The sequence below is a fragment of the Buttiauxella sp. AC038 genome, assembly GCF_979253565.1.
On sequence record NZ_CEEDCQ010000001.1, the window covers coordinates 3,861,826 to 3,884,430 of the forward strand.

The 22,605-nt window shown below is 51.6% G+C and carries 18 protein-coding genes and 1 other annotated feature; of the genes, 7 read left to right on the forward strand and 11 right to left on the reverse strand.

What is annotated here, in order from left to right; translation table 11 throughout:
* Nucleotides 1–96: 96 nt before the first annotated feature.
* The 4 genes from copA (at nucleotide 97) to AC0IXI_RS18360 (ending at nucleotide 5,308) form a co-directional block, all read left to right on the forward strand.
* The gene (gene copA / locus AC0IXI_RS18345) at nucleotides 97–2,604 is read left to right on the forward strand and encodes a copper-exporting P-type ATPase CopA (RefSeq protein ID WP_064516742.1); all 2,508 of its coding nucleotides are present in this window, start codon (nucleotides 97–99) and stop codon (nucleotides 2,602–2,604) included.
* A gap of 90 nt (nucleotides 2,605–2,694) precedes the next feature.
* Nucleotides 2,695–3,501, forward strand: coding sequence for a TraB/GumN family protein (locus tag AC0IXI_RS18350; protein WP_134183972.1), 807 nt, complete (start codon nucleotides 2,695–2,697; stop codon nucleotides 3,499–3,501).
* A 356-nt stretch (nucleotides 3,502–3,857) separates the two neighbouring features.
* A complete protein-coding gene (ybaK, locus tag AC0IXI_RS18355; RefSeq protein WP_064516738.1) occupies nucleotides 3,858–4,337 on the forward strand; it encodes a Cys-tRNA(Pro)/Cys-tRNA(Cys) deacylase YbaK in 480 nt (159 codons plus the stop codon).
* Between the two features lie 83 nt (nucleotides 4,338–4,420).
* Nucleotides 4,421–5,308, forward strand: a complete 888-nt coding sequence (locus AC0IXI_RS18360) for an AraC family transcriptional regulator (protein WP_471682908.1) — start codon at nucleotides 4,421–4,423, stop codon at nucleotides 5,306–5,308.
* Between the two features lie 85 nt (nucleotides 5,309–5,393).
* Here the strand turns inward: AC0IXI_RS18360 and ushA are convergent, their stop codons facing one another.
* A complete protein-coding gene (ushA, locus tag AC0IXI_RS18365; RefSeq protein ID WP_471682909.1) occupies nucleotides 5,394–7,046 on the reverse strand; it encodes a bifunctional UDP-sugar hydrolase/5'-nucleotidase UshA in 1,653 nt (550 codons plus the stop codon).
* Nucleotides 7,047–7,235: 189 nt separating this feature from the next.
* Between ushA and AC0IXI_RS18370 the strand changes: the two genes are divergently transcribed.
* Nucleotides 7,236–8,444 carry an MFS transporter gene (locus AC0IXI_RS18370; RefSeq protein WP_471682910.1) on the forward strand — a complete coding sequence of 403 codons (1,209 nt, stop codon included), beginning with the start codon at nucleotides 7,236–7,238 and terminating at the stop codon, nucleotides 8,442–8,444.
* Between the two features lie 215 nt (nucleotides 8,445–8,659).
* Nucleotides 8,660–10,336 (forward strand): YbaL family putative K(+) efflux transporter, encoded by a 1,677-nt coding sequence (gene ybaL / locus AC0IXI_RS18375; protein WP_471682911.1) that lies wholly within the window; start codon nucleotides 8,660–8,662, stop codon nucleotides 10,334–10,336.
* 39 nt (nucleotides 10,337–10,375) lie between these two features.
* Here ybaL and AC0IXI_RS18380 read toward each other — a convergent pair whose 3' ends face one another.
* From AC0IXI_RS18380 to AC0IXI_RS18410, 7 genes are all read right to left on the reverse strand, one after another.
* Nucleotides 10,376–11,680, reverse strand: coding sequence for an inosine/guanosine kinase (locus AC0IXI_RS18380; RefSeq protein ID WP_064516728.1), 1,305 nt, complete (start codon nucleotides 11,678–11,680; stop codon nucleotides 10,376–10,378).
* Nucleotides 11,681–11,742: 62 nt separating this feature from the next.
* A complete protein-coding gene (gene hemH / locus AC0IXI_RS18385; RefSeq protein ID WP_064516726.1) occupies nucleotides 11,743–12,705 on the reverse strand; it encodes a ferrochelatase in 963 nt (320 codons plus the stop codon).
* Nucleotides 12,706–12,887: 182 nt separating this feature from the next.
* The gene (adk, locus tag AC0IXI_RS18390; RefSeq protein ID WP_064516724.1) at nucleotides 12,888–13,532 is read right to left on the reverse strand and encodes an adenylate kinase; all 645 of its coding nucleotides are present in this window, start codon (nucleotides 13,530–13,532) and stop codon (nucleotides 12,888–12,890) included.
* Between the two features lie 207 nt (nucleotides 13,533–13,739).
* Nucleotides 13,740–15,614, reverse strand: a complete 1,875-nt coding sequence (htpG, locus tag AC0IXI_RS18395; protein WP_424222136.1) for a molecular chaperone HtpG — start codon at nucleotides 15,612–15,614, stop codon at nucleotides 13,740–13,742.
* Between the two features lie 236 nt (nucleotides 15,615–15,850).
* Nucleotides 15,851–16,456, reverse strand: coding sequence for a recombination mediator RecR (recR, locus tag AC0IXI_RS18400; protein WP_034458095.1), 606 nt, complete (start codon nucleotides 16,454–16,456; stop codon nucleotides 15,851–15,853).
* Nucleotides 16,457–16,561: 105 nt separating this feature from the next.
* Entirely contained in the window at nucleotides 16,562–17,239 is a 678-nt protein-coding gene (locus tag AC0IXI_RS18405; RefSeq protein WP_064557068.1) for an isochorismatase family protein, read from the reverse strand.
* Nucleotides 17,240–17,313: 74 nt separating this feature from the next.
* Nucleotides 17,314–18,180, reverse strand: coding sequence for a pirin family protein (locus tag AC0IXI_RS18410; RefSeq protein ID WP_134183984.1), 867 nt, complete (start codon nucleotides 18,178–18,180; stop codon nucleotides 17,314–17,316).
* 104 nt (nucleotides 18,181–18,284) lie between these two features.
* Between AC0IXI_RS18410 and AC0IXI_RS18415 the strand changes: the two genes are divergently transcribed.
* Complete coding sequence (locus AC0IXI_RS18415; RefSeq protein WP_471682912.1) at nucleotides 18,285–19,196, forward strand: LysR family transcriptional regulator; 912 nt, start codon at nucleotides 18,285–18,287, stop codon at nucleotides 19,194–19,196.
* Nucleotides 19,197–19,305: 109 nt separating this feature from the next.
* Here the strand turns inward: AC0IXI_RS18415 and AC0IXI_RS18420 are convergent, their stop codons facing one another.
* From AC0IXI_RS18420 to apt, 3 genes are all read right to left on the reverse strand, one after another.
* Nucleotides 19,306–19,635, reverse strand: a complete 330-nt coding sequence (locus tag AC0IXI_RS18420) for a YbaB/EbfC family nucleoid-associated protein (RefSeq protein WP_064557065.1) — start codon at nucleotides 19,633–19,635, stop codon at nucleotides 19,306–19,308.
* Nucleotides 19,636–19,846: 211 nt separating this feature from the next.
* Nucleotides 19,847–21,766, reverse strand: coding sequence for a DNA polymerase III subunit gamma/tau (gene dnaX, locus AC0IXI_RS18425; RefSeq protein ID WP_471682913.1), 1,920 nt, complete (start codon nucleotides 21,764–21,766; stop codon nucleotides 19,847–19,849).
* Nucleotides 20,453–20,517: a sequence feature (DnaX frameshifting element), on the reverse strand. Its footprint overlaps the gene before it by 65 nt.
* A gap of 162 nt (nucleotides 21,767–21,928) precedes the next feature.
* Nucleotides 21,929–22,480 carry an adenine phosphoribosyltransferase gene (gene apt / locus AC0IXI_RS18430; RefSeq protein WP_034493753.1) on the reverse strand — a complete coding sequence of 184 codons (552 nt, stop codon included), beginning with the start codon at nucleotides 22,478–22,480 and terminating at the stop codon, nucleotides 21,929–21,931.
* Nucleotides 22,481–22,605 lie beyond the last annotated feature (125 nt).

Here is a 22,605-nt window from a genome sequence, read left to right on the forward strand (position 1 = left end):
TATTGGCTGCGCCGCGAAATATTTAGGGTATAGCTTGACCTTACCCTTGAGGGAAGGTTTAGGCTTACCACAATCCCACATAAAAGGAGTCGGATGATGTCTCACGTTATCGATCTAAACCTTGATGGCCTAACCTGCGGCCATTGCGTTAAACGCGTTAAAGAAAGCCTGGAGCAACGTCCTGACGTTGATACAGCTGAAGTGACGCAAACTCACGCCAGCGTAACCGGAACGGCTTCCGTTGATGAGTTAATCAACACAGTAAAACAAGCCGGGTACGAGGCGACTGCGGCCAGCCACCCAAAGTCTGATCCGCTGACAGAGTCATCAATCCCGTCGGAAGTGCTGACAGCGGACGCATTGAAGCTTCCGACAGCTACCGATGATGATGACGATAGCCAACAGTTGTTGATCAACGGGATGAGCTGTGCCAGCTGCGTGACCCGGGTACAAAGTGCATTGCAAAATGTCCCTGGTGTCAGCCTGGCGCGGGTAAACCTTGCCGAGCGCAGTGCCCTGATTATGGGTACTGCCTCCGCCGAATCTTTAGTAAAAGCGGTGGAAAGTGTCGGGTACGGTGCGGAAGCCATCGAAGATGATGCAAAACGCCGTGAACGCCAACAAGAGACCGCCAACGCCGCCGTAAAACGATTCCGCTGGCAGGCTATTCTGGCACTGGCCGTCGGTATCCCGGTAATGGTCTGGGGAATGTTCGGTGACAATATGATGGTCACCGATGACAACCGCTCGTTATGGCTGACCATCGGGATTATCACGCTGGGCGTGATGGTGTTTGCTGGTGGGCATTTCTATCGCAGCGCCTGGCGCAGCTTGCTCAACAAAACCGCCACCATGGATACGCTGGTCGCGCTAGGAACTGGCGCCGCGTGGATTTATTCCATCACAGTGAATATCTGGCCACAGCACTTCCCAATGGAAGCTCGCCACCTCTATTACGAGGCCAGTGCGATGATTATCGGCCTGATAAACCTTGGGCATATGCTGGAACAACGTGCACGCCAACGCTCTTCTAAAGCGCTGGAACGGTTGCTGGACTTAACGCCACCAACGGCGCGCGTGGTCACCGAAGAAGGTGAAAAGACACTGCCACTGGCAGAAGTCACCGCAGGCATGATACTGCGCTTAACCACCGGTGACCGCGTGCCGGTCGACGGTGAAATTACCCAGGGCGAAGCGTGGTTTGATGAAGCGATGCTCACCGGTGAACCGGTACCGCAGCAAAAATCCACCGACGAGCCGATTCATGCAGGCACCGTGGTACAAGACGGCAGCGTATTATTCCGTGCTACCGCAACCGGCAACCACACTACACTTTCGCGCATTATTCGAATGGTGCGCCAGGCGCAAAGCAGTAAGCCTGAGATTGGCCAACTTGCCGATAAAATCTCGGCGGTGTTTGTGCCTGTAGTGGTACTGATTGCTTTGTTTAGCGCCGCAATCTGGTACTTCTTCGGCCCGGCACCTCAAATCGTTTATACGCTGGTGATTGCCACAACCGTACTGATTATCGCCTGCCCTTGTGCGCTGGGTCTGGCAACACCGATGTCGATTATTTCCGGTGTGGGCCGTGCCGCTGAGTTTGGTGTATTAGTGCGTGATGCCGATGCCCTGCAACGCGCCAGTACACTCGATACTATTGTGTTTGATAAAACCGGTACGCTGACCGAAGGCAAACCGCAGGTTGTCGCCGTCGTGACTTACAACGACTACTCAGAAGCTGATGCATTAAGACTTGCCGCGGCCCTTGAACAAGGATCAAGCCACCCGCTTGCTCGCGCTATTATCGATAAAGCCGAAGGGGCTGAATTACCGCAGGTTAATACCTTCCGCACCTTGCGTGGGTTGGGTGTTAGCGGTGAAACCGAAGGGCATCAATTACTGCTTGGCAACAAAGCACTGCTTGATGAGCAAAACGTGGATACCAGCCCTATGGCTGCTGAAATTGAAGCACAGGCCAGCCGTGGTGCAACACCGGTGCTACTGGCGGTCGATGGCAAACTGGTCGCCCTGCTCGCCATCCGCGACCCGCTGCGTGCCGACAGTGTTAGCGCACTGCAACGCTTGCACCGTAACGGCTACCGCCTGGTGATGTTGACCGGCGATAACCCAACTACGGCTAACGCCATTGCCAAAGAAGCGGGTATTGATGAAGTGATTGCGGGCGTATTGCCGGATGGCAAAGCTGAAGCGATCAAAAAGCTGCAACAACAAGGGCGGCAAGTTGCAATGGTCGGCGATGGTATCAACGATGCGCCAGCGTTAGCACAGGCTGAAGTGGGTATTGCAATGGGTGGCGGTAGCGATGTTGCTATCGAAACGGCTGCCATCACGTTGATGCGCCATAGCCTGGTGGGTGTCGCTGATGCGCTGGCAATATCTAAAGCGACTTTGCGTAACATGAAGCAGAACCTGGTCGGGGCGTTTATCTACAACACGTTGGGTATCCCAATTGCTGCGGGGATTTTATATCCACTGACCGGAACGCTGCTTAACCCGGTAGTTGCAGGCGCTGCAATGGCACTGTCATCCATTACAGTAGTCAGTAACGCCAACCGTTTGTTGCGCTTTAAACCGAAGGACTGAATGATCTTCCCCTCGGCGTAAAAACCGTGGGGAAATTTGCACCAGGTCACTCGCAGCGGTAGCATGACTTTTTAGCCAGGGAATCTGCAAATGGGTCTGCTATCGCGAATTACCGCATTATTTTCAAGCCTTTCAAACACCCAATATCCCTGGCCTGCTCTGGATATTGTTCTACCCGGAGATCGCCATCTTCACCTTGTCGGCAGTATTCATATGGGTACGCGCGATATGGCGCCGCTATCGAGCAAGCTTATCGATAAACTCAACAATTCCGATGCGCTGATTGTTGAAGCCGACATATCCGAAGGCGGTTCCCCCTTCCCGAATAATCCCGATGAACTCCCGCTTGAACAACGACTATCAGCTGATGACCTGGCGCAGGTGATGTCGTTAATCCACGAGTTGGGTATCCCCCTGAGCCAAATTGATAATCAACCCGCCTGGCAAATTGCGCTGGTGCTACAGGCCCACCAGGCACAGCGACTAGGGTTAAGAGCCGATTATGGGATTGATTTTCAGTTGCTGGAAGCCGCGAAGGCGCAGGCAGTACCGATTATTGAACTGGAAGGTGCGCAGCATCAGGTGGATATTCTCACCCGCCTTCCTGATGGCGGCATGCCGTTATTAACAGATACGCTCACCCATTGGCACACCAATGCGCGTTTGCTGCAAACGATGATTAGCTGGTGGCTGGAGTCGCCACCGCAAAGTGGGAAAGTGCTGCTACCTAATACATTTGGCGATGAGTTATACGATGTTCTTATGCATCAACGTAACCTTCAGTGGCTACATTTCTTGCAGCAACTTCCTGCCGGTCGCTACGTTGTGGCCGTCGGAGCACTGCATTTGTACGGTGAGGGGAACCTACCAGGGCTATTGAAATATCCCACTAAATAAGCGGAAAGCCTGGTCTAAATAATTCGAGTTGCAGGACAAAAGGCTTTAGCCTTTTGAACAGCGCTTGCGCTGGCCCCTTCGGGGCGAGGCCCTGGATGGGCCGAGTATTGCCAACGCACCTGCAGCTTGGAGTATGACGACCGGGAAAAAAAACGGCCAATATCGCTATTGGCCCGTCAAAGAGGAATTTGTATATTATTTTAATTATTCTGGCCAAATTAATGGCCAGATACAGAATTGTCGCTCAATGTAACGATTAACGCCAACACTATTGCGTGACATTATAATATTTGAAAAACATATCACCCTGTTTATTAATTTGTGCGTATATCAGACAAATTCACTAAGAAGGTCCCATGACTCCCGCCGTAAAACTCCTCGAAAAAAACCGTGTTCCATTTCAGTTACATGCTTATGACCACGACCCAAGTGAAACAAACTTTGGCGATGAAGTGGTACGTAAACTCGGTCTGAATGCCGAGCAAGTCTACAAAACGCTGCTTGTTGCCATCAACGGTGACATGAAACAGTTAGCGGTTGCTGTTACGCCAGTTTCGGGCCAACTGGACTTAAAAAAAGTGGCCAAAGCATTGGGTGCCAAAAAAGTGGATATGGCTGACCCCATGGTAGCGCAGCGCATTACCGGTTATTTGGTCGGTGGCATTAGTCCGCTGGGGCAAAAGAAGCGCCTGCCAACGGTTATCGATGCCCCTGCACAAGAATTTACCTCTATCTATGTTTCCGGCGGTAAACGCGGGCTGGATATCGAACTGTCCGCCGCAGATCTCGCAAAATTGCTGAATGCGACTTTTGCTGAAATTGCCCGCCGTGACTGATCGTTATTTCCTCCCAAAAGAGCAATCTCAGTCAGGATGGAAAAGAGAGCCGCTGGCAAAGTAAACGTCTTGAGGGAGGAATTATGACGAGCAATAGACACGAACTTTATGCCCGGCGTTTTGAGCAAGTATTTGCCTGGATTGAACAGCATCTTGATAGCCCGTTAACGGTCGAGCAACTAAGTGAAGTCGCCTGTTTTTCGCGTTTTCATTTTCACCGGCAATTCAGCCAGTTTTGTGGAATCAGCGTTAGCCGTTACATCACTCTAATGCGGCTAAAAAGAGCCTCTTTCCAGTTAGTGAAAAATCCTCAGGAAAGAGTGATTAACATTGCCCTGGATGCCGGGTTTGAAAACCCCGAATCATTTTCCCGTGCCTTCAAAAATACCTTCGGCCTGACACCCAGCGAGTTTCGCAAAGATCCTGTTTGGGTTGACTGGCATGTGCATTTTCAATTTCCCGGACGGGAAAATCAGCAGAGGTTAAAAAATATGGACGTGAAAATCATTACTGTCGAACCGATGAAAGTCGCGGTGCTTGAGCATCTTGGCGATCCTATGCACGTAAATAATACCGTCGCGGCGTTTATTGAATGGCGTAAAGCATCAGGGCTTTCGGATTGCAGTACACAAGGGACTTACGGTGTTCCGTGGAACGACCAGCTGACCACACCGGGTCCAGAGTTTCGTTTTGATGTATGTGGTGAGCTAAACCCTAAGGCCACCGGCCTGGTTCCTGAAAATCCTCAGGGTGTTATCAGTAAAACAATACCCGGCGGGCGCTGTGCAGTGGTACGCCATGTTGGTGCTTATGAGCGCATCAGCGATAGCGTTTATTATCTTTATCGCCAGTGGTTGCCAAACAGCGGTGAGGAGTTACGCGATTTTCCGGTCTATTTCCGCTACCTCGAACTCGATAAAGACCATCCCGAGCATGCGCAGCAGACTGATATATTACTGCCGTTGAAATAAAAAATGGTGGATGTCGTTTCCGCTAATCCCCTTACAAAGGTTACCTTGTAGGTTGGATTAGCGTAGCGACATCCGACAAATTCCCTTACTGCCAGCTCACCTCGCCTTTCGGCTCATAAGCATTAACATCAAGCGGAGAATTCTTCTCGATATATTGCTTCAGCACTTCTGCATCAACAAAACCGGTGTTCACATAACCCGGTTTTTTATCGATAGCTGGATAGCCGTCACCGCCGGAAGCGTTAAAGTTTAACGTCGCCATACGGTAGGTTTTCGCAGGATCAACCGGCTCACCTTTGATTTTCAGGTCCTGCAGGCCAGCAGCCGTTGCCACAAAGCTGACATTCGCGAACTGCGGATACGCGCCAGAGTCTGGTTTTTTCTGCGCCACGGCGCTCAGATACTCGGTGACTTCTTTGCCCGTCATATCGGTATAAACCACGGTGTTGCCAAACGGCTGCACCTTCAGCACATCTTTATAAGTGATGTCCCCGGTTTCAATCGAATCACGAATACCGCCGCCGCTCATCACAGCAAAATCAGCACCGGTACGGTCCATTTGTGCCGCCAGCAGCAGACGCGCCAGGTTGGTTTGCACGAAACGCACTTTGCTACGATCGCCTTCCAAGTGGCCGTTAACGCTGCCGACTTTCACATTCAACTGCGCCTGGCCTTTATTCTGGAATGGCGTCAGCAGTGAGAGCATTTGCTGGTTTTCCGGGATCTGCGGTGTATACAGCACGCGCTCACTTTCACCGTTATCGTAGGTGATTTTTTTCTTCAAATTGATGGGGATCAGCTGGTAGTGCACCAGTTTCATTTCGCCATTACGGAATTCAAAATCAGCACGGCCGACATACTTGCCCCACTCATGGGCCTGCACAATCCAGATACCGTTTTGCTGATCTGGCGCACATGGCGTGCCAGGCACGTAATCCACCTGCTTTTTATTTTCCGCCACCATGCAGACCGGATCTTGTGAGTGCCCTCCGACAATCATCGTCAACGCACCAGCAGGGAGGCTGCGCGCCATTTCTACGTCGCCCGGCGCGTTAGAACCATGGTCGCCGTTGTCATAGTGGCCCATATGGGTTGCCGCGATTAACACATCAGGTTTTTCAGTGCTTTGCAGCTCTTGAATCACCAATTTTGCTTCTTCAGCAGGTTTGCGGAATTCGATATCAGTGAAGTTTTCCGGGTTACCAATTTTCGCGGTGTCGTCAGTGGTTAAACCGATAACCGCAATTTTAATGCCCTGTGGCTTAAAGATGGCCCAAGGCTTAAATAGACGCTCGCCGGTGCTTTTCTGGTAAATGTTGGCCGAAAGCAGCGGGAATTTGGCCCACTTTTCTTGCTGACGTAACACTGTCAGCGGTTTGTCGAATTCGTGATTACCGATTGCCATCGCGTCATAACCAATCAGGTTCATGCCACGAAAATCAGGCTCTGCATCCTGCAAGTCAGATTCAGGTACACCGGTGTTGATGTCGCCGCCAGAGAGTAACAATACGCTGCCTCCCTTCTCTGCCACCTCTTTACGAATGCTATCCACCAGGGTTTTCTGTGCAGCCAGGCCATATTCCGCGTGTTCGTTGCGCCAGAAATGACCGTGGTGATCGTTGGTGTGTAGAATGGTGATGTTATAAGTTTTATCTTTTTCCCAGGCCAGTGCAGATGCGCTGGTCAAGCCGACTGCTATAAGCAGTGCTGCGGTCACCCCTTTCACGACGAACTTCATTGCAAATCTCCATATTCAAAAAAATACTTCCGCACCAATAGCAGACAGCTACTAGCATAGACAAATAACTTTTCACGATTGTGACTTTCTTCAGAAAGTTCCTGCAGGTATGTTAGCAGGGTAACTGTTTCCCACGGTTCCATCGCTGAACCGATATAAAATAATATAATCAATTCCTTGCAGGTATTTATGGCAATCTCGGAACAAACACTCGCACCAACGGAGCCTAAAAAGGCTCGCACCGCGTTTGGCATTCTGGGGGCAATTAGCCTCTCCCATTTGCTCAACGATATGATTCAGTCGCTTATTCTGGCGCTCTACCCGCTACTCCAGAGCGAGTTCTCTTTGAGCTTTGTGCAGATTGGGATGATAACGCTCACCTTCCAGGTGACCTCATCACTCCTTCAGCCGGTGGTAGGATACTACACCGACAAATACCCGATGCCGTGGTCGTTGCCGATTGGTATGTGCTTCACACTTTGCGGGTTAGTTATCCTCGCTTTAGCTGGCAGTTTCCCGATGGTGCTGTTGGCAGCCGGGCTTGTAGGAACGGGTTCTTCCGTTTTCCACCCGGAATCATCCCGCGTAGCGCGTATGGCATCTGGTGGCCGTCATGGCCTTGCACAGTCGCTGTTCCAGGTTGGCGGCAACTTTGGTAGCTCTTTAGGCCCATTGCTGGCTGCGCTGATTATCGCGCCTTACGGCAAAGGCAATGTCGGCTGGTTTGTGTTGGCCGCTCTACTGGCGATTATTGTATTGCTGCAAATTAGCCGTTGGTATGCCGCGCAGCATCGCATGGCGAAAGGTAAAACCGCAGCACCTGTCGTTAACCCGCTGCCGCGCAAGCAAGTGATTCAGGCGGTATCTGTACTGCTGGTACTAATTTTCTCCAAGTACTTTTATATGGCGAGTATCAGCAGCTACTACACCTTCTACCTGATGCACAAATTTGGTTTGTCGGTGCAAAATGCCCAATTCCATCTATTTGCCTTCCTGTTTGCAGTAGCAGCCGGGACAGTAATTGGTGGACCAGTGGGAGATAAAATTGGTCGCAAATACGTTATCTGGGGTTCAATCCTGGGCGTCGCGCCATTTACCCTGTTCCTGCCGTACGTTTCACTGTACTGGACCGGGATTCTGACCGTGATTATCGGCTTTATCCTTGCCTCCGCGTTTTCAGCGATTCTGGTTTACGCGCAAGAGCTGATGCCTGGACGTATCGGCATGGTTTCCGGGCTATTTTTCGGTTTTGCTTTTGGGATGGGTGGGCTGGGTGCTGCAATACTCGGCCTGGTAGCCGACCATACAAGTATCGAGTTAGTCTATAAAATATGTGCTTTCCTACCACTTCTTGGCATATTGACCATATTCCTACCTGATAATCGCCATAAGTCATAGTTATAAAGGGTCAGAGAGCCCCTCTGATCCTTTATATTACCCACATTTACCCATACCTTTCTTAAACTAAGTGTATAAAACCCCCTTCAGACACCATTTTTTGTCTAAATGCGCCTTTTATTAAAAAACGTTCTATTTAACACACACATCGATTAAAAAATTGTCATAAACTAAATGTAGATTATTGGATCTTATTTGTTACGAAAGGAGACGGAATGCATCACGCCACCCCGCTTATCACCACCATTGTCGGCGGCCTCGTATTGGCCTTTTTGCTCGGTATGATCGCCAACAAACTTCGCATCTCACCCCTTGTGGGCTACTTACTAGCAGGGGTACTTGCCGGCCCTTTTACGCCAGGCTTTGTTGCAGATACTAAACTCGCGCCTGAACTGGCAGAGCTCGGTGTGATTTTGCTGATGTTTGGCGTGGGTTTGCACTTTTCGTTAAAGGATTTGATGGCGGTAAAGGCCATCGCCATCCCCGGAGCTATCGCCCAGATTGTTGTGGCGACGCTACTGGGAATGGCGCTTTCATCGCTGATGGGCTGGTCGTTAATGACCGGCATCGTATTTGGCCTGTGTCTTTCCACCGCCAGTACCGTGGTACTGCTACGCGCCCTTGAAGAGCGGCAATTAATTGACAGCCAGCGCGGGCAAATCGCCATTGGCTGGCTGATTGTTGAAGACCTGGTGATGGTGTTAACGCTGGTTCTGTTGCCAGCTGTCGCCGGAATGATGGAAAAAGGCGGCGTCGGCTTTGCGACGCTGACGCTGGACTTGGGTTTGACCATCGGTAAAGTGGTGGCGTTTATTGCCATTATGCTGATTGTTGGCCGCCGCGTGGTGCCGTGGATTCTGGCGCGAAGTGCTGCAACCGGTTCGCGCGAACTCTTCACACTGGCCGTTCTCGCATTGGCTCTCGGCATTGCTTTTGGTGCGGTTGAACTGTTTGATGTTTCATTCGCCCTGGGTGCGTTTTTCGCAGGCATGGTGCTCAATGAATCTGAATTAAGCCACCGCGCCGCGCACGACACGCTGCCACTGCGCGATGCGTTTGCCGTGCTGTTCTTTGTTTCCGTCGGCATGCTGTTCGACCCATTAATTCTGATTCAGGAACCGCTCGCGGTGCTTGGCACGGTGGCTATCATCGTCTTTGGTAAGTCGTTAGCCGCTTTCTTCCTGGTGCGTCTGTTTGGCCACTCACAACGCACAGCGTTAACCATCGCCACAAGCCTTGCGCAAATTGGTGAATTCGCCTTTATCCTTGCAGGTCTCGGTATGGTGCTAAATCTGCTGCCGCAGACCGGGCAAAATCTGGTACTTGCAGGGGCGATTTTGTCGATTATGCTCAACCCCATTTTGTTTGCGATTCTTGAGCGCTATCTCGCAAAAACCGAAACGCTGGAAGAACAGACACTGGAAGAAGCCATCGAAGATGAGAAACAAATTCCAGTCGATATTTGCCATCACGCGTTGCTGGTTGGTTTTGGCCGCGTAGGCAGCCTGCTGGGCGAGAAATTGCTGGCGCAAGGCATTCCACTGGTGGTGATTGAAACCTCTCGCAGTCGGGTTGATGAGCTACGTGCGCGTGGGATCCGTGCGGTACTCGGCAATGCGGCCAATGAAGAGATCATGAATCTCGCCCATCTGGATTGCGCGCGTTGGTTATTACTGACGATTCCTAATGGCTACGAGGCGGGTGAAATTGTTGCAGCAGCACGTGCAAAATGCCCGGATATCGAGATTATTGCCCGCGCTCATTATGACGATGAAGTGGATTACATCACCGAACGTGGTGCTAATCGGGTCGTGATGGGTGAGCGCGAGATAGCCAATACCATGATGGGGTTGCTGGAAAAACCAACAGTGCAGGAATCCGTCTCGGGGTAGTTGTTGTAGGGTGGGTTAACCACCCTACAAACTAAAGACTTAGCGAGCCCAATAAGACTCTTCGAGGCTATCTTCGCGCTCTGGCAAGCCACGCGTCAGGCGCGGAGAGTGCTGGTTCAGCACCTGGTAACTGACGCGGTTTGCGTATTTACACACTTGTGCCAAAGAGGAATAAGTCAGCCACGTATGCTGGTGTTTGCTGGAGTTTGGCACGTTAGAACGGTGATAATTATTCGCCGTTATATCATGCAGAAGTGCAGCCAGCGCACCGTCGCCCGCGCCATTGGTGTTCATGATTTTCTCAGGCCCGCCCATGTAGGGCGCGATGTGCGAGAAAATACGCATCGGGTTCTGGCAGTCTTTATGGCGCATTGCACGGCTAAATTCGTACTGGTTAAATTCAGCAATCGCACCCGGCAACAACGGATGTTGTGTCGTGCGTTTTGAAGACTCTTCTGTAAAGCCCGCCATGTACAGGCCAACAGGCCCTGCGGTACACAATACTAAATCGACCCAATCCAGCGCTTTATCAGCCGCCAGCAGTGGATCGTTTTCACCGGTCAGCGCCAGCCCTTCTTCTTCGTTCATCGCAAGAATCGAGACATGTTCTTTCAGGAACGCCTGCCACCACTCCGGGTTTTCTGCGATGACATATTTGGTGCCAAGTGTGAGCACCACAGGAACGTTGTATTTTTTTGCATAGGCGATGGCCTGCATCGTTGCTTCCGGCATTGGTTCGCCATCTTTACAACGCACCAGATACGACGTCAGAACCAACGCAGACGCGCCAGCAATCACCTCTTCCGGGATGCTCTCGGCGCGAAGCTGGTTCATGTAGCCGGGGCTTATCGCAAAAGTACGCTCGCCCTGCTCGCCAATCAGCGTAAAGCAGCGGCCAATCGGCCCGTTAACGCCTTGCAGGTAGTTGAGGTCGGTACGGCTGGAGGTGTTGCACAGGTAGCGGTAGGCGTAGCTACCAATTTCGATGTGGCTGCACATCACGCCCAACAAAACAGAGCGGTCATCGGCTAATACCGAATAGTTGTGCATGGTGTTGCCGATGGTGCCACCGGCAAACTGGTGAGTAATCAGATCTTTTTGCACCAGTTCCTGATACAGCGCTTCTGCAACATCATCTTCAATAACCAAAGAGTGCCCGAAACTCAAACCGTAACGATGAACAAACGCATCATCGACTTTGGCTTCGATATCCACCAGCGTCTGGTCTATCCCGACAATCCAGGAAGTGCCTGTTTCGTTTTCAGGCTGAACCTGTTGCAGTAACGGATCGCGCGCGTTTACAGGGAAGTAGTGTTTGGATTTTCGTTTGCCGGGAAATTTCATGATGTTGTTCGAGTTTGCTAATCAGGCCGGAAATGGTAGCACATTAACGGCCAGTAGTGAGATTAGCGATATTTCTGCACCAGATTCATCATCATGGCGATGTGAGCCGGGTCGTCATTAAGTGCAGGGATATATTCATATTTTGTGCCGCCCGCTTCGATGAAGACTTCACGGTTTTGCACCGCCATTTCCTCAAGCGTTTCGAGGCAATCGGCAGAAAAACCAGGGCACATCACCTGAATGTGTTTCACCCCTTTCTCCGCCAACATTTTCAGCGTTTCATCGGTATACGGCATCAGCCAAGGTTCGCGGCCAAAACGCGACTGGTAAGTCATCATCACTTTTTCTGGCGGCAGCTCAAGCGCTGAAAGCAGCTCGCGCGTAGTGTCGCGGCAGCGTTGCGGGTAATCATCACCTTCGTTGGCATAACGCTGCGGAATGCCGTGGTACGAGAGCAATAACACATCCGGCTCGCCATGCTGGGCAAAAGAGTGTTTTACCGAAGCCACCAGCGCATTGATATATGAAGTGTCTTCAGCATAATCGCGAATCAGTGAGATTGAAGGCAATGAGCGATAGTTAGCAAAAATACGCCCCAGTTCATCCCAGACGGCCGCAACCGTCGAGCAAGAAAATTGCGGATAGAGCGGCAGTACCACAATATGGTCTACATGATGCGACATCAGCTCTTCCACAGCACTTTTCAGCGAGGGAGAACCATAACTCATCCCGAGTACAACCGGAGTGCCTGGTAACTGCGCCGCAAGTGCGGCCTGCTGACGGCGGCTGTAGACCAGCAACGGAGAACCTTCATCCATCCATACCGACTGGTAAAGTTTGGCGACTCGAGCCGAGCGCAGAGGAAGAATCACGCCACGCAGTAGCGGCCACCAAATCAGGCGCGGTGTATCAACCACGCGTTTGTCGCTCAAAAACTGGCGTAAATAGCGTTTTACCGCAGCCGGAGTGGGTGCGTCAGGCGTGCCAAGGTTTGCCAGTAAGATACCCACTTTTTCCTGATTCATTTCCACTCCTTATCAACAGATTGCTGATAATTGTAACGTAAAAGCGCCTCAGGAGAACCGATTACAGCGAAAGGGCAAAATTTGGGCAAAAAAATACCAGGAACAGGTCCTGGTATTTTTATCTACCCAAAGATTTCGGGGTGCAGGAGTGTTATCTGCAACTTGAAAGATGACGGGTACGATTAGCCGAGGATTTTAGCCAGCTCAGCGCTAACTTCTGTCACTTTACGGGTGCCGTCGATTTTCACGTATTTGGTGTTACCGGCTTGCGCTTCTTTGCTGTAGTAAGAGATAAGCGGAGCAGTCATCTGATGGTATTCTACCAGGCGCTTACGCACGGTCTCTTCCTGATCGTCTTTACGAGTAGTCAGCTCTTCGCCAGTCGCATCGTCTTTACCTTCCACTTTTGGTGGATTGAAGGTGACGTGATAAACGCGGCCAGATGGTGCGTGTACGCGACGGCCAACGATACGCTCAACAATCAGCTCGTCCGGCACTGCGAACTCCAGAACCACGTCCACATTGATGCCAGCTTCTTTCATTGCATCAGCTTGTGGAATAGTGCGTGGGAAACCATCAAGCAGGAAACCGTTACGGCAATCTTCCTGGGTAATACGTTCTTTAACCAGAGCGATAACCAGTTCATCTGTAACCAGTTTACCGGCATCCATGATGTCTTTTGCTTGTTTGCCCAGCTCTGAGCCAGATTTCACTGCAGCACGCAGCATGTCACCTGTGGAGATTTGCGGAATGCCATATTTCTCCATGATGAACTGAGCCTGAGTTCCTTTGCCTGCGCCCGGAGCGCCAAGCAGAATAATACGCATTGCGTAATTCCCCATTCGTTTGGATTTTTGATTATTTAAAGCAGAGGCGATGACCTTACCATTAAAGGCGTATTCACCTCAAGAATAGCGGGGCTTGCGAGCGTTGTTAGCAGGGTTTAGATGAAAAAAAACCTGCCATTTTGGCAGGTTTTTGTCTTTTCTTGATGGAGGATGGCGGGTAAACGTAATCGCTACCCGCCCCTGTCATTAAGAAACCAGCAACTGGTTCATACGACGGATAAACTGGTTTGGATCTTCCAGCGTACCGCGCTCAGCTAACAGTGCCTGGTCGAGCAGCAGCTCAACCCACTCAGCGAACAACGCTTCATCCTGAGTATCCGCAACACGTTTCACGAGGCCATGATCCGGGTTCAGCTCGAAGATGTACTTCACTTCCGGCACTTCCTGGCCCGCAGCGGCAAACAGTTTTGCCATTTGCGTGCTCATGTCATTGCTGTCAGTGGTCACGATAGCCGGAGTGTCGGTCAGACGGTGAGTCAGACGCACTTCTTTCACACGTTCACCCAGCAGGGTTTTCACACGGTCAACAAACGGCTCAAGTGCTTTTTCAGCTTCTTTTGCTTCCGGAGTCTCTTCGTCGGCCATTTTTTCCAGTGACTCGTCAGTTTTGCTGACTGACTGGAACATTTTGCCGTCGAATTCGGTCAGGTAGCTCATCATCCACTCGTCGATGCGGTCAGAAAGCAGCAACACTTCGATGCCTTTCTTACGCAGCAATTCCAGATGCGGGCTGCTCTTGGCGGCTGCATAGCTGTCGGCGGTGATGTAGTAAATCTTCTCCTGCCCTTCTTTCATGCGTGACACATACTCTTCCAGCGACACAGTCTGTGCAGCGGAATCGGTATGCGTGGTCGCAAAGCGCAACAGTTTAGCGATAGCTTCCTGGTTCGCGTTGTCTTCAGCAGGGCCTTCTTTCAGCACCAGACCGAAGTTTTTCCAGAAGGTCTGGTATTTTTCGCTGTCGTCTTTTGCCAGTTTTTCCAGCATCTGCAATACGCGTTTGGTCAGTGCACTACGCAGGTTTTGCGTTACACGACTGTCTTGCAGAATTTCACGCGACACGTTCAGTGGCAGATCGTTGGAATCTATCAGACCACGTACAAAACGCAGGTAGTTCGGCATAAACTGCTCAGCGTCGTCCATGATGAAAACGCGCTGCACGTACAGCTTCAGGCCGTGCTTATGGTCACGGTTCCACATATCCCACGGCGCCTGAGACGGGATGTACAGCAGGCTGGTGTACTCTTGCTTCCCTTCCACGCGGTTATGGCTATACGTCAGCGGGTCAGTGAAGTCATGAGCCACATGTTTGTAGAACTCGTTGTACTCTTCGTCTTTAATTTCAGACTTGCTACGGGTCCACAGCGCCTGGGCTTTGTTGATCTTTTCCCAACCGAGAATGGTTTCGCCATCTTTCTCTTCGCGAGTTTCAATCTCAACCGGCAATGCGATGTGGTCAGAGTATTTGCTGATGGTCGAACGCACGCGCCAATCATCTAAGAACTCATCTTCACCTTCACGCAGGTGCAGGGTAATTTCAGTACCGCGATCGGCTTTAGTGATATCCGCAACGGTATATTCGCCAGCACCTTCTGATTCCCAGAACACAGCTTGATCTGCAGGCACACCTGCTGCGCGAGTACGCACAGTCACTTTATCTGCCACGATAAACGCAGAGTAGAAGCCCACACCAAACTGGCCGATAAGCTGGCTGTCTTTTGCCTGGTCAGAACCCATAGATTCGAGGAACGCTTTGGTGCCAGATTTTGCAATCGTACCGAGGTGATCAATCGCTTCGTCGCGCGTCATACCGATGCCGTTGTCGGCAATGGTCAAAGTGCGTTTTTCTTTATCAAAAGAGACGCGCACGCGCAGTTCGCCGTCACCCTCGTAGAGGTCAGCCTGAGACAATGCGCGGAAGCGCAGTTTGTCTGCCGCATCAGAGGCGTTGGAGATCAGCTCACGCAGGAAAATTTCTTTATTTGAGTAGAGGGAGTGGATCATCAGGTGCAGAAGTTGTTTCACTTCAGACTGGAAGCCACGTGTCTCTTGTCCTTTCATGGTCATTGATACCTCAACAAAATCAAAATACAGGGGTGATGAAAACGCTGAAGGTGATATGAGGATAGAACTTGAGGTTTTCAAGCGGGAAAAGAGATTCTTCCAATCTTTACCCTAAATAATTGGAGTTGCATCAAGGCGGCAAGGGAGCAAATCCCCAGGAGCTTACTCAAGTAAGTGACTGGGGTTTGTGAGTGAAGCCAACGCCGATGCAGCTTCAAGTATGACGGGTAAAATTAGAAATTAATCTTGTGACGCCCTGCTAAAGAGTGGGACAACGTCGTGCCATCGACCATTTCCAGCTCGCCGCCCACCGGCACACCGTGCGCGATACGGCTGGCATCCACACCATATTGCCCGCATAGCTCGGCAATATAGTTGGCGGTGGCTTCACCTTCCACGGTTGGGTTGGTGGCAAGAATAAGTTCTTTGATGGTCTCGCGCTCAAGACGCTGTTCGAGCCTGTCGAGGCCAATATCTTGCGGGCCGATGCCGTCGATTGGAGACAAATGCCCCATCAGCACAAAGTAACGCCCGGAAAACTGCCCGGTCGCTTCAATGGCGTGGATATCCGCAGGCGTTTCCACCACACAAATCTGGCCATTTTCCTGGCGGCGCGGATTGGCGCAGATTGCGCACACTTCCTGTTCGGTAAAGGTACGGCAATCAGCACAGTGGCCGATTTCAGACATCGCGCGTGTTAACGCTTGAGCAAGACGCATTCCACCGCTGCGGTCGCGTTGCAGGAGCGCGAACGCCATACGTTGGGCAGACTTTGGGCCAACGCCTGGCAGGCAGCGCAAGGATTCCATAAGGGCGGTAAGTAAAGGACTGGTTTGCATCGCTCAGACTTCTGAAAAAAGAGTGGACCATAGCCTAACATTAGCCCCGCAGGAGGGCATAGAAAATAATCCCCTTGTGCGAGGTGCTGCGCAAGGGGAAAACTTTTATGCGCGTTGGGAGTCGAGTTGCTCCTGATTGGTCACTACGTCTTGCGCTTTTTGGTAGCTTTCCATCAGCAAGCCGTACTCAATAAACACGCCACCCCACAGGTTTGCCCACTCCATAGCATCATCACGGTTCCAGGTGTGCTGGACTTCGGCTACTACTGCGGCGGTGTCCATCGGCACAACACCCGCCTGCACCACACGCGCCAAAGTCACTTCCTGGGCCATTTTGGAATAGGTGCCGGAGGCGTCAATCACTGCAAAGACTTTAAAACCTTCGGCCGCGGCACTGATTGCCGGGAAAGCCATGCACACGCTGGTTACAGTACCGGCAATAATCAGTGTTTTGCGTCCGGTAGCTTTTACCGCAGCGACGAAATCAGGGTTGTCCCAGGCGTTGATTTCACCTTTACGCGGCACATACTGCGCATGCGGTGCGTACTGGTGGATTTCTGGAATCAGCGGGCCATTCGGGCCCTGTGGTACAGAAGCGGTGGTGATGACCGGAATATTTGCAAGCGTTGCAACTTTAGCAAGCACGGTGGCATGAGTGCGTAAAGTTGGCATTGGCATATCGTGCACGAGCTGGAACAAACCGCTTTGATGGTCGATAAGCAGCATTACCGCGTCACTCGGGTCAATCATTGGAATTTGTCCGTTAAAGTTTGCAGGTGCCATGTTCATATCCTCTTAATTTAATAAATAAACTACTGAAAGTTAACGGCTACCTGGACGATAGCCGTTTATGCTAGTTAAACTTTCTGACCAAATTTGCCCTGATTAAAATCGTCAATGGCCTCTTTGATTTCCTCACGGGTGTTCATGACAAACGGCCCGTATCCCACCACTGGCTCGTTCAGCGGCTCACCGCTCAATACCAGAACGACTGCGTCATTGTTGGCTTCAAGCGTCACTGTTTCACCTTTAGCATCCAGCACCACCAGTTGCGCCTCACGAACCACTTCCTGCCCATTGACCTGTACTGTGCCTTTGAGAACCACCAGCGCCGTGTTCCAGCCATCTGGCAACGTCAGTTGCGTAGAACTGTGCGCATTGAGCCGCATATCCAGCACACGCAGTGGAGAAAACGTGTGTGCCGGGCCTTTTGCGCCATCCATTTCACCTGCGATGACACGTATCTGTCCTGCGTTATCCGGTAGCGTGACAACCGGGATATCGGCGTCGGTAATGGACTGGTAGTTCGGTGGCGTCGACTTGTCTTTGGCTGGCAAGTTGACCCACAGCTGAACCATTTCAAGCGTACCGCCCTTCTCGCTGAAAGCCGGTGAGTGGAACTCTTCATGCAAAATGCCACTGCCAGCGGTCATCCACTGCACGTCACCCGGGCCAATCACACCGCCGCTGCCGGTGGAGTCGCGGTGAGCCACTTCGCCTTTGTAGACGATGGTGACGGTCTCAAAACCGCGGTGCGGGTGTACATCAACGCCGCGCTGCCCTTTGTTGCTCGGCTTAAATTCCGCTGGGCCTGCGTAATCGAGCAGCAGGAACGGGCTGAGCTGTTTTTCAAATTTTGAGTAAGAAAACAGTGAGCGAACCGGGAAGCCATCGCCCACCCAGTGGGAAGTCGGTGCTGAATAAACGCCAAGAATTGATTTCATCGTTATCTCCATAGAGTGTCGATTTCTGTTGAGATAAAGTTTACTCATAAGACGAACTCCCCGGTAGACTCTGAAAATGAACTCAGTGTTCCATAAACAGGACAATGGCAATGCAAGACCTCAACGATCTGTGGTATTTCGTGCAAGTGGTGGATAACGGAGGGTTTTCTCCAGCAAGCCGCGTTATCGGCATTCCAAAATCACGCTTGAGTCGCCGTATTGCACTACTGGAAGAAAGTCTTGAGACACGTTTGATTCAGCGTTCAACACGCAGTTTCACGGTAACCGAGGCCGGGCAGATTTTTTATCGCCACTGCAAAGCAATGATTATTGAAGCCGAAGCCGCGCAGGAAGCGATTAACTCGTTACGCGCAGAGCCTCGTGGGCTGATTCGCCTGAGCTGTCCGATTGCTCTGCTGCATGTGCATATCGGAGAGATGCTGGCGAAGTTTATGGCCCTTTATCCGCAAGTCACCGTGCAGCTTGAAGAGACAAATCGCCAGGTTGATGTGCTAAATGAAAATGTCGATTTAGCGGTGCGGGTACGCCCATTGCCGCTGGACGATAGCGATCTGGTGATGCGCAAGCTGGCGGATCGCGGCATGTGCCTTGTGGCAAGCCCCGAACTGGTTGAGCGCTTTACAACGCCTGCATCACTGGCAGATCTTCAGCACTGGCCAAGCCTTGCGTTGTCAAAACCGCAGCAGATTTACCGCTGGTGCCTGTTCGGCCCGGATAATCAGGAAGTGACGCTGCACCACAAGCCACGCTTTGTGACCACCGATATGGATGCGCTACGAGCGGCTGCGCTGGCAGGTGTGGGGTTGGTTCAGTTGCCAATATTAATGGTTAACAAGCAACTGGCAGATGGAAGCCTGGTGCGTTTATTACCCGAGTGGCGAGCAAGGCGTGAGGTTATTCATTTGGTGTTTCCTTCGCGGCGCGGTCAGTTACCGGCGGTCAGGGCATTGATTGATTTTCTGGTGGAGAGTTATGCGGAGTTTGAAGAGGAGTAAGGGTGTTAGTTAGATGCCCTCATTGAGTTAAGGGCAAACTATTAATGCCCTAAATAATTCGTGTTGCGAGTGCAGCTAACGCCCCCGCAACACGAAGAATGACGGGAAATTAGAATGGCATTTTGAAACCTGGCGGCAACTGCATCCCGTTGGAAACACCCGCCATTTTCTCTTTCTGCGCTTCGCCGATACGACGAGCAGCATCGTTGAAGGCCGCAGCAACCAGGTCTTCAACCATCTCTTTGTCATCTTCCATCAGACTTGGATCGATTTCCACGCGACGGCAGTTGTGCGCGCCGTTGATGGTGACTTTGACCAGACCCGCGCCAGATTCGCCAGTGACTTCCATTTGGGCGATTTCTTCCTGAACCTGGGCCATTTTTTCCTGCATCTGCTGGGCTTGCTTCATGATGTTGCCCAGACCGCCTTTTCCAAACATAGTCTTCTCTCTTTTGCTCGGGCCGACTAACCGTACGTGACGATTAACGGCTATCAGGGTTTACAACAAACCGGTATATACCCAAGCTACTTCAAGATGCAGGTAGGCGGCAATCGAATGAATCCCGATGAGCTTACTTGAGTAAGTGATTCGGGTGAACGAGAGCAGCCAACAACCCTGCAACTTGAAGGGCGAAGGGTATAACGGTCTGTCAAATAGGTCGAATACTGTCTTCATCCAGTTCCGCATCAAAGAAACGACGCAGCGTCTGAATGTTATTGTCAGTTCTCATTGATTCCCGCGCGTTCGCAAGCTTCTCTTCATAGATAGCCTGACGCCACTCCAGCGGGGTACGTTGTGCAAGATTATCATCTTCAATAATAGTCAGCTCAACAGTTTCACCACTAAAAGTACTCAACGCGTCCACCAGCGTTTTCTGCGCCGACGGTGAATTCAAATGCCGTAGCGCCGGGCGCAAGTGTAAACACACCCGGTTGCCGTCCTGCTCTTTCCAGGCGTTCAGCGCCAGTTGCTGCACTAATTTTGGCAGCACCAGTTGGCTAATTTCAGCCGACCAGCTATCGCGCTCAATGGCTTCCACAGCCAGCTTTTGCGCAAGCTCTGGCGTTTTCTCATGCTCCATCGCGCGTTTTAATGCTTTAGGTGTCGCAACGGGTTCTTCGACGACATCAGAAACAATTTGCGATTTCCAGCGATAAGCCTCGGGCTTGGGTTCAGGCTTTTCTTCTGTCTGCGCTGCGGGCCGGGACTGGATACGTTCGCTCACCGAGGCTAAACGTTCCAGAGCGGTGTTGTTCTTTGCCGGCCGCGCTAGATTTGGCGCTGCCGGCTCACTCTTTTTTGCTTTGTTGGCTCCCTGCTGACGCATGAGCTGTGTTCGTGCTTGCAATACCTGACTGGTGGTGTCTGGCAGCGCAGTCTCATTTGGCCGTGGCGCGGATGCCATTTGTTGGCGCACCGGAACAGGGTTCACCACCGGAATACTTGGCGCCTGACGCGGTTGTTCTGGCTCTGGTAGCGGCTTGCGCGGGTGGAATGCCAGCGCGCGCAACAGAGTCATTTCAATGCCCATACGGCGATCTGGTGCCCAGGATAGCTCCTTGCGGCCAATCAGCAAGGTTTGGTAATAAAGTTGGACTTCAGCAGGCGGCACGACACGCGCTAGTTCACGCATACGCTGTTCATTCGCGGCCATGTCGCTGCCTAAGGCTGCAGGCGAAAGCTGAACCATTGCTACGCGGTGCAGCAAACTCAGCATTTCCACCAGCAAAGCTTCCCACTCAACACCGCGCCCGGCGGCTTCATTAAGCAAGTTCATCACTCGCTCACCATCAGCCTGCACCATCGCCTCAACTAGCGAAAGAGCCTGGTCGTCATCGAGCGTGCCCAGCATCGTGCTGACAGCGGCTGTTGTTACATGCCCATCACCACTCGCAATCGCCTGGTCGGTAAGACTTAGTGCATCACGTAGGCTGCCATCTGCGGCGCGAGCCAACAGTTGCAGAGCACGGGTTTCGCTGGGGATTTTTTCTTCGCCAAGAATGTATTCCAGCTGATGGCGGATTTGTTCGACATCCAGCGCTTTCAGGTGGAATTGTAGGCAGCGAGAAAGAATAGTGACCGGCAGTTTTTGCGGGTCAGTCGTCGCCAGCAGGAATTTGACGTGCGATGGCGGCTCTTCCAGCGTCTTCAACAATGCGTTGAAGCTGTGGCGGGAGAGCATGTGCACTTCATCGATAAGATAAACTTTAAAGCGGCCACGCGCTGGCGCGTACTGAACGTTGTCCAGCAAATCACGCGTATCTTCTACTTTGGTGCGCGAGGCGGCATCAATTTCAATCAGATCAACAAAGCGACCTTGTTCGATTTCGCGGCAATTGTCGCATACACCGCAAGGGGTGGCGGTAATGCCGGTTTCACAATTTAACCCTTTCGCCAACAGGCGAGCGATGGACGTTTTACCCACGCCGCGCGTCCCTGAAAAGAGATAGGCGTGGTGGATTCGGCCCATGGATAAGCCATTAGCCAGGGCAGTCAACACGTGTTGCTGGCCGACTACATCAGCAAAAGTTTGTGGCCGCCATTTGCGGGCTAAGACCTGGTAGCTCATTCGAGATAGGCTCTACATCGCGGGAGTGAATTGAGGGGGTAATGCTAACATAAGCCTCACCTTATGGGCGAGGCTTCTATACCCATCATCCTTCAAGCTGCAGGGGTGTTGGCTGCAACTCGAATGCTAACGGGTATAATTTGGGGAATACGAAGGCTGGACTTAGTGGCCAGGGAAAAGCACGAGGCTGTAGCTTTTCACGCCCATTTTTTCCAGGCGCTGCTCACCACCAATATCAAACAGATTGATGATAAACGCAGCGTCAGTCACTTCCCCACCCAAACGGCGGATCAGTTTCACTGTTGCTTCGATGGTGCCGCCAGTTGCCAGCAGGTCATCCACCACCAGAACTTTGTCGCCAGGCTGGATTGCATCAACGTGGATCTCCAGCTGATCGGTGCCGTATTCCAGCTCGTAGTTTTCAGCGATAGTTTCACGCGGCAGTTTGCCAGGCTTGCGTACCGGCACGAAGCCGACACCTAATTCCAGCGCAACCGGTGCGCCAAACAAGAACCCACGCGCTTCGGTACCCACCACTTTGGTGATACCGGCGTCTTTGAAGCGTGAGACTAATAACTCGATGCTGGTGGCGTAGGCTTTCGGATCTTCAAGCAAGCTGGTAACGTCACGGAATAAGATCCCAGGTTTTGGGTAGTCTGGAATACTTTTGATGCTATTTTTCAGATATTCAAGCTGCTGCGCAGTCGCGGTCATAATTAATGCCTGCTAAAAACATGATTCTAACAAAGCACGAGACGGATTTATTAAACGTTCAATAATCGGTCATACCGTGCTCGAAAACGGTCGAATTTACTGGCTGGCACCAACAATTGCAACCA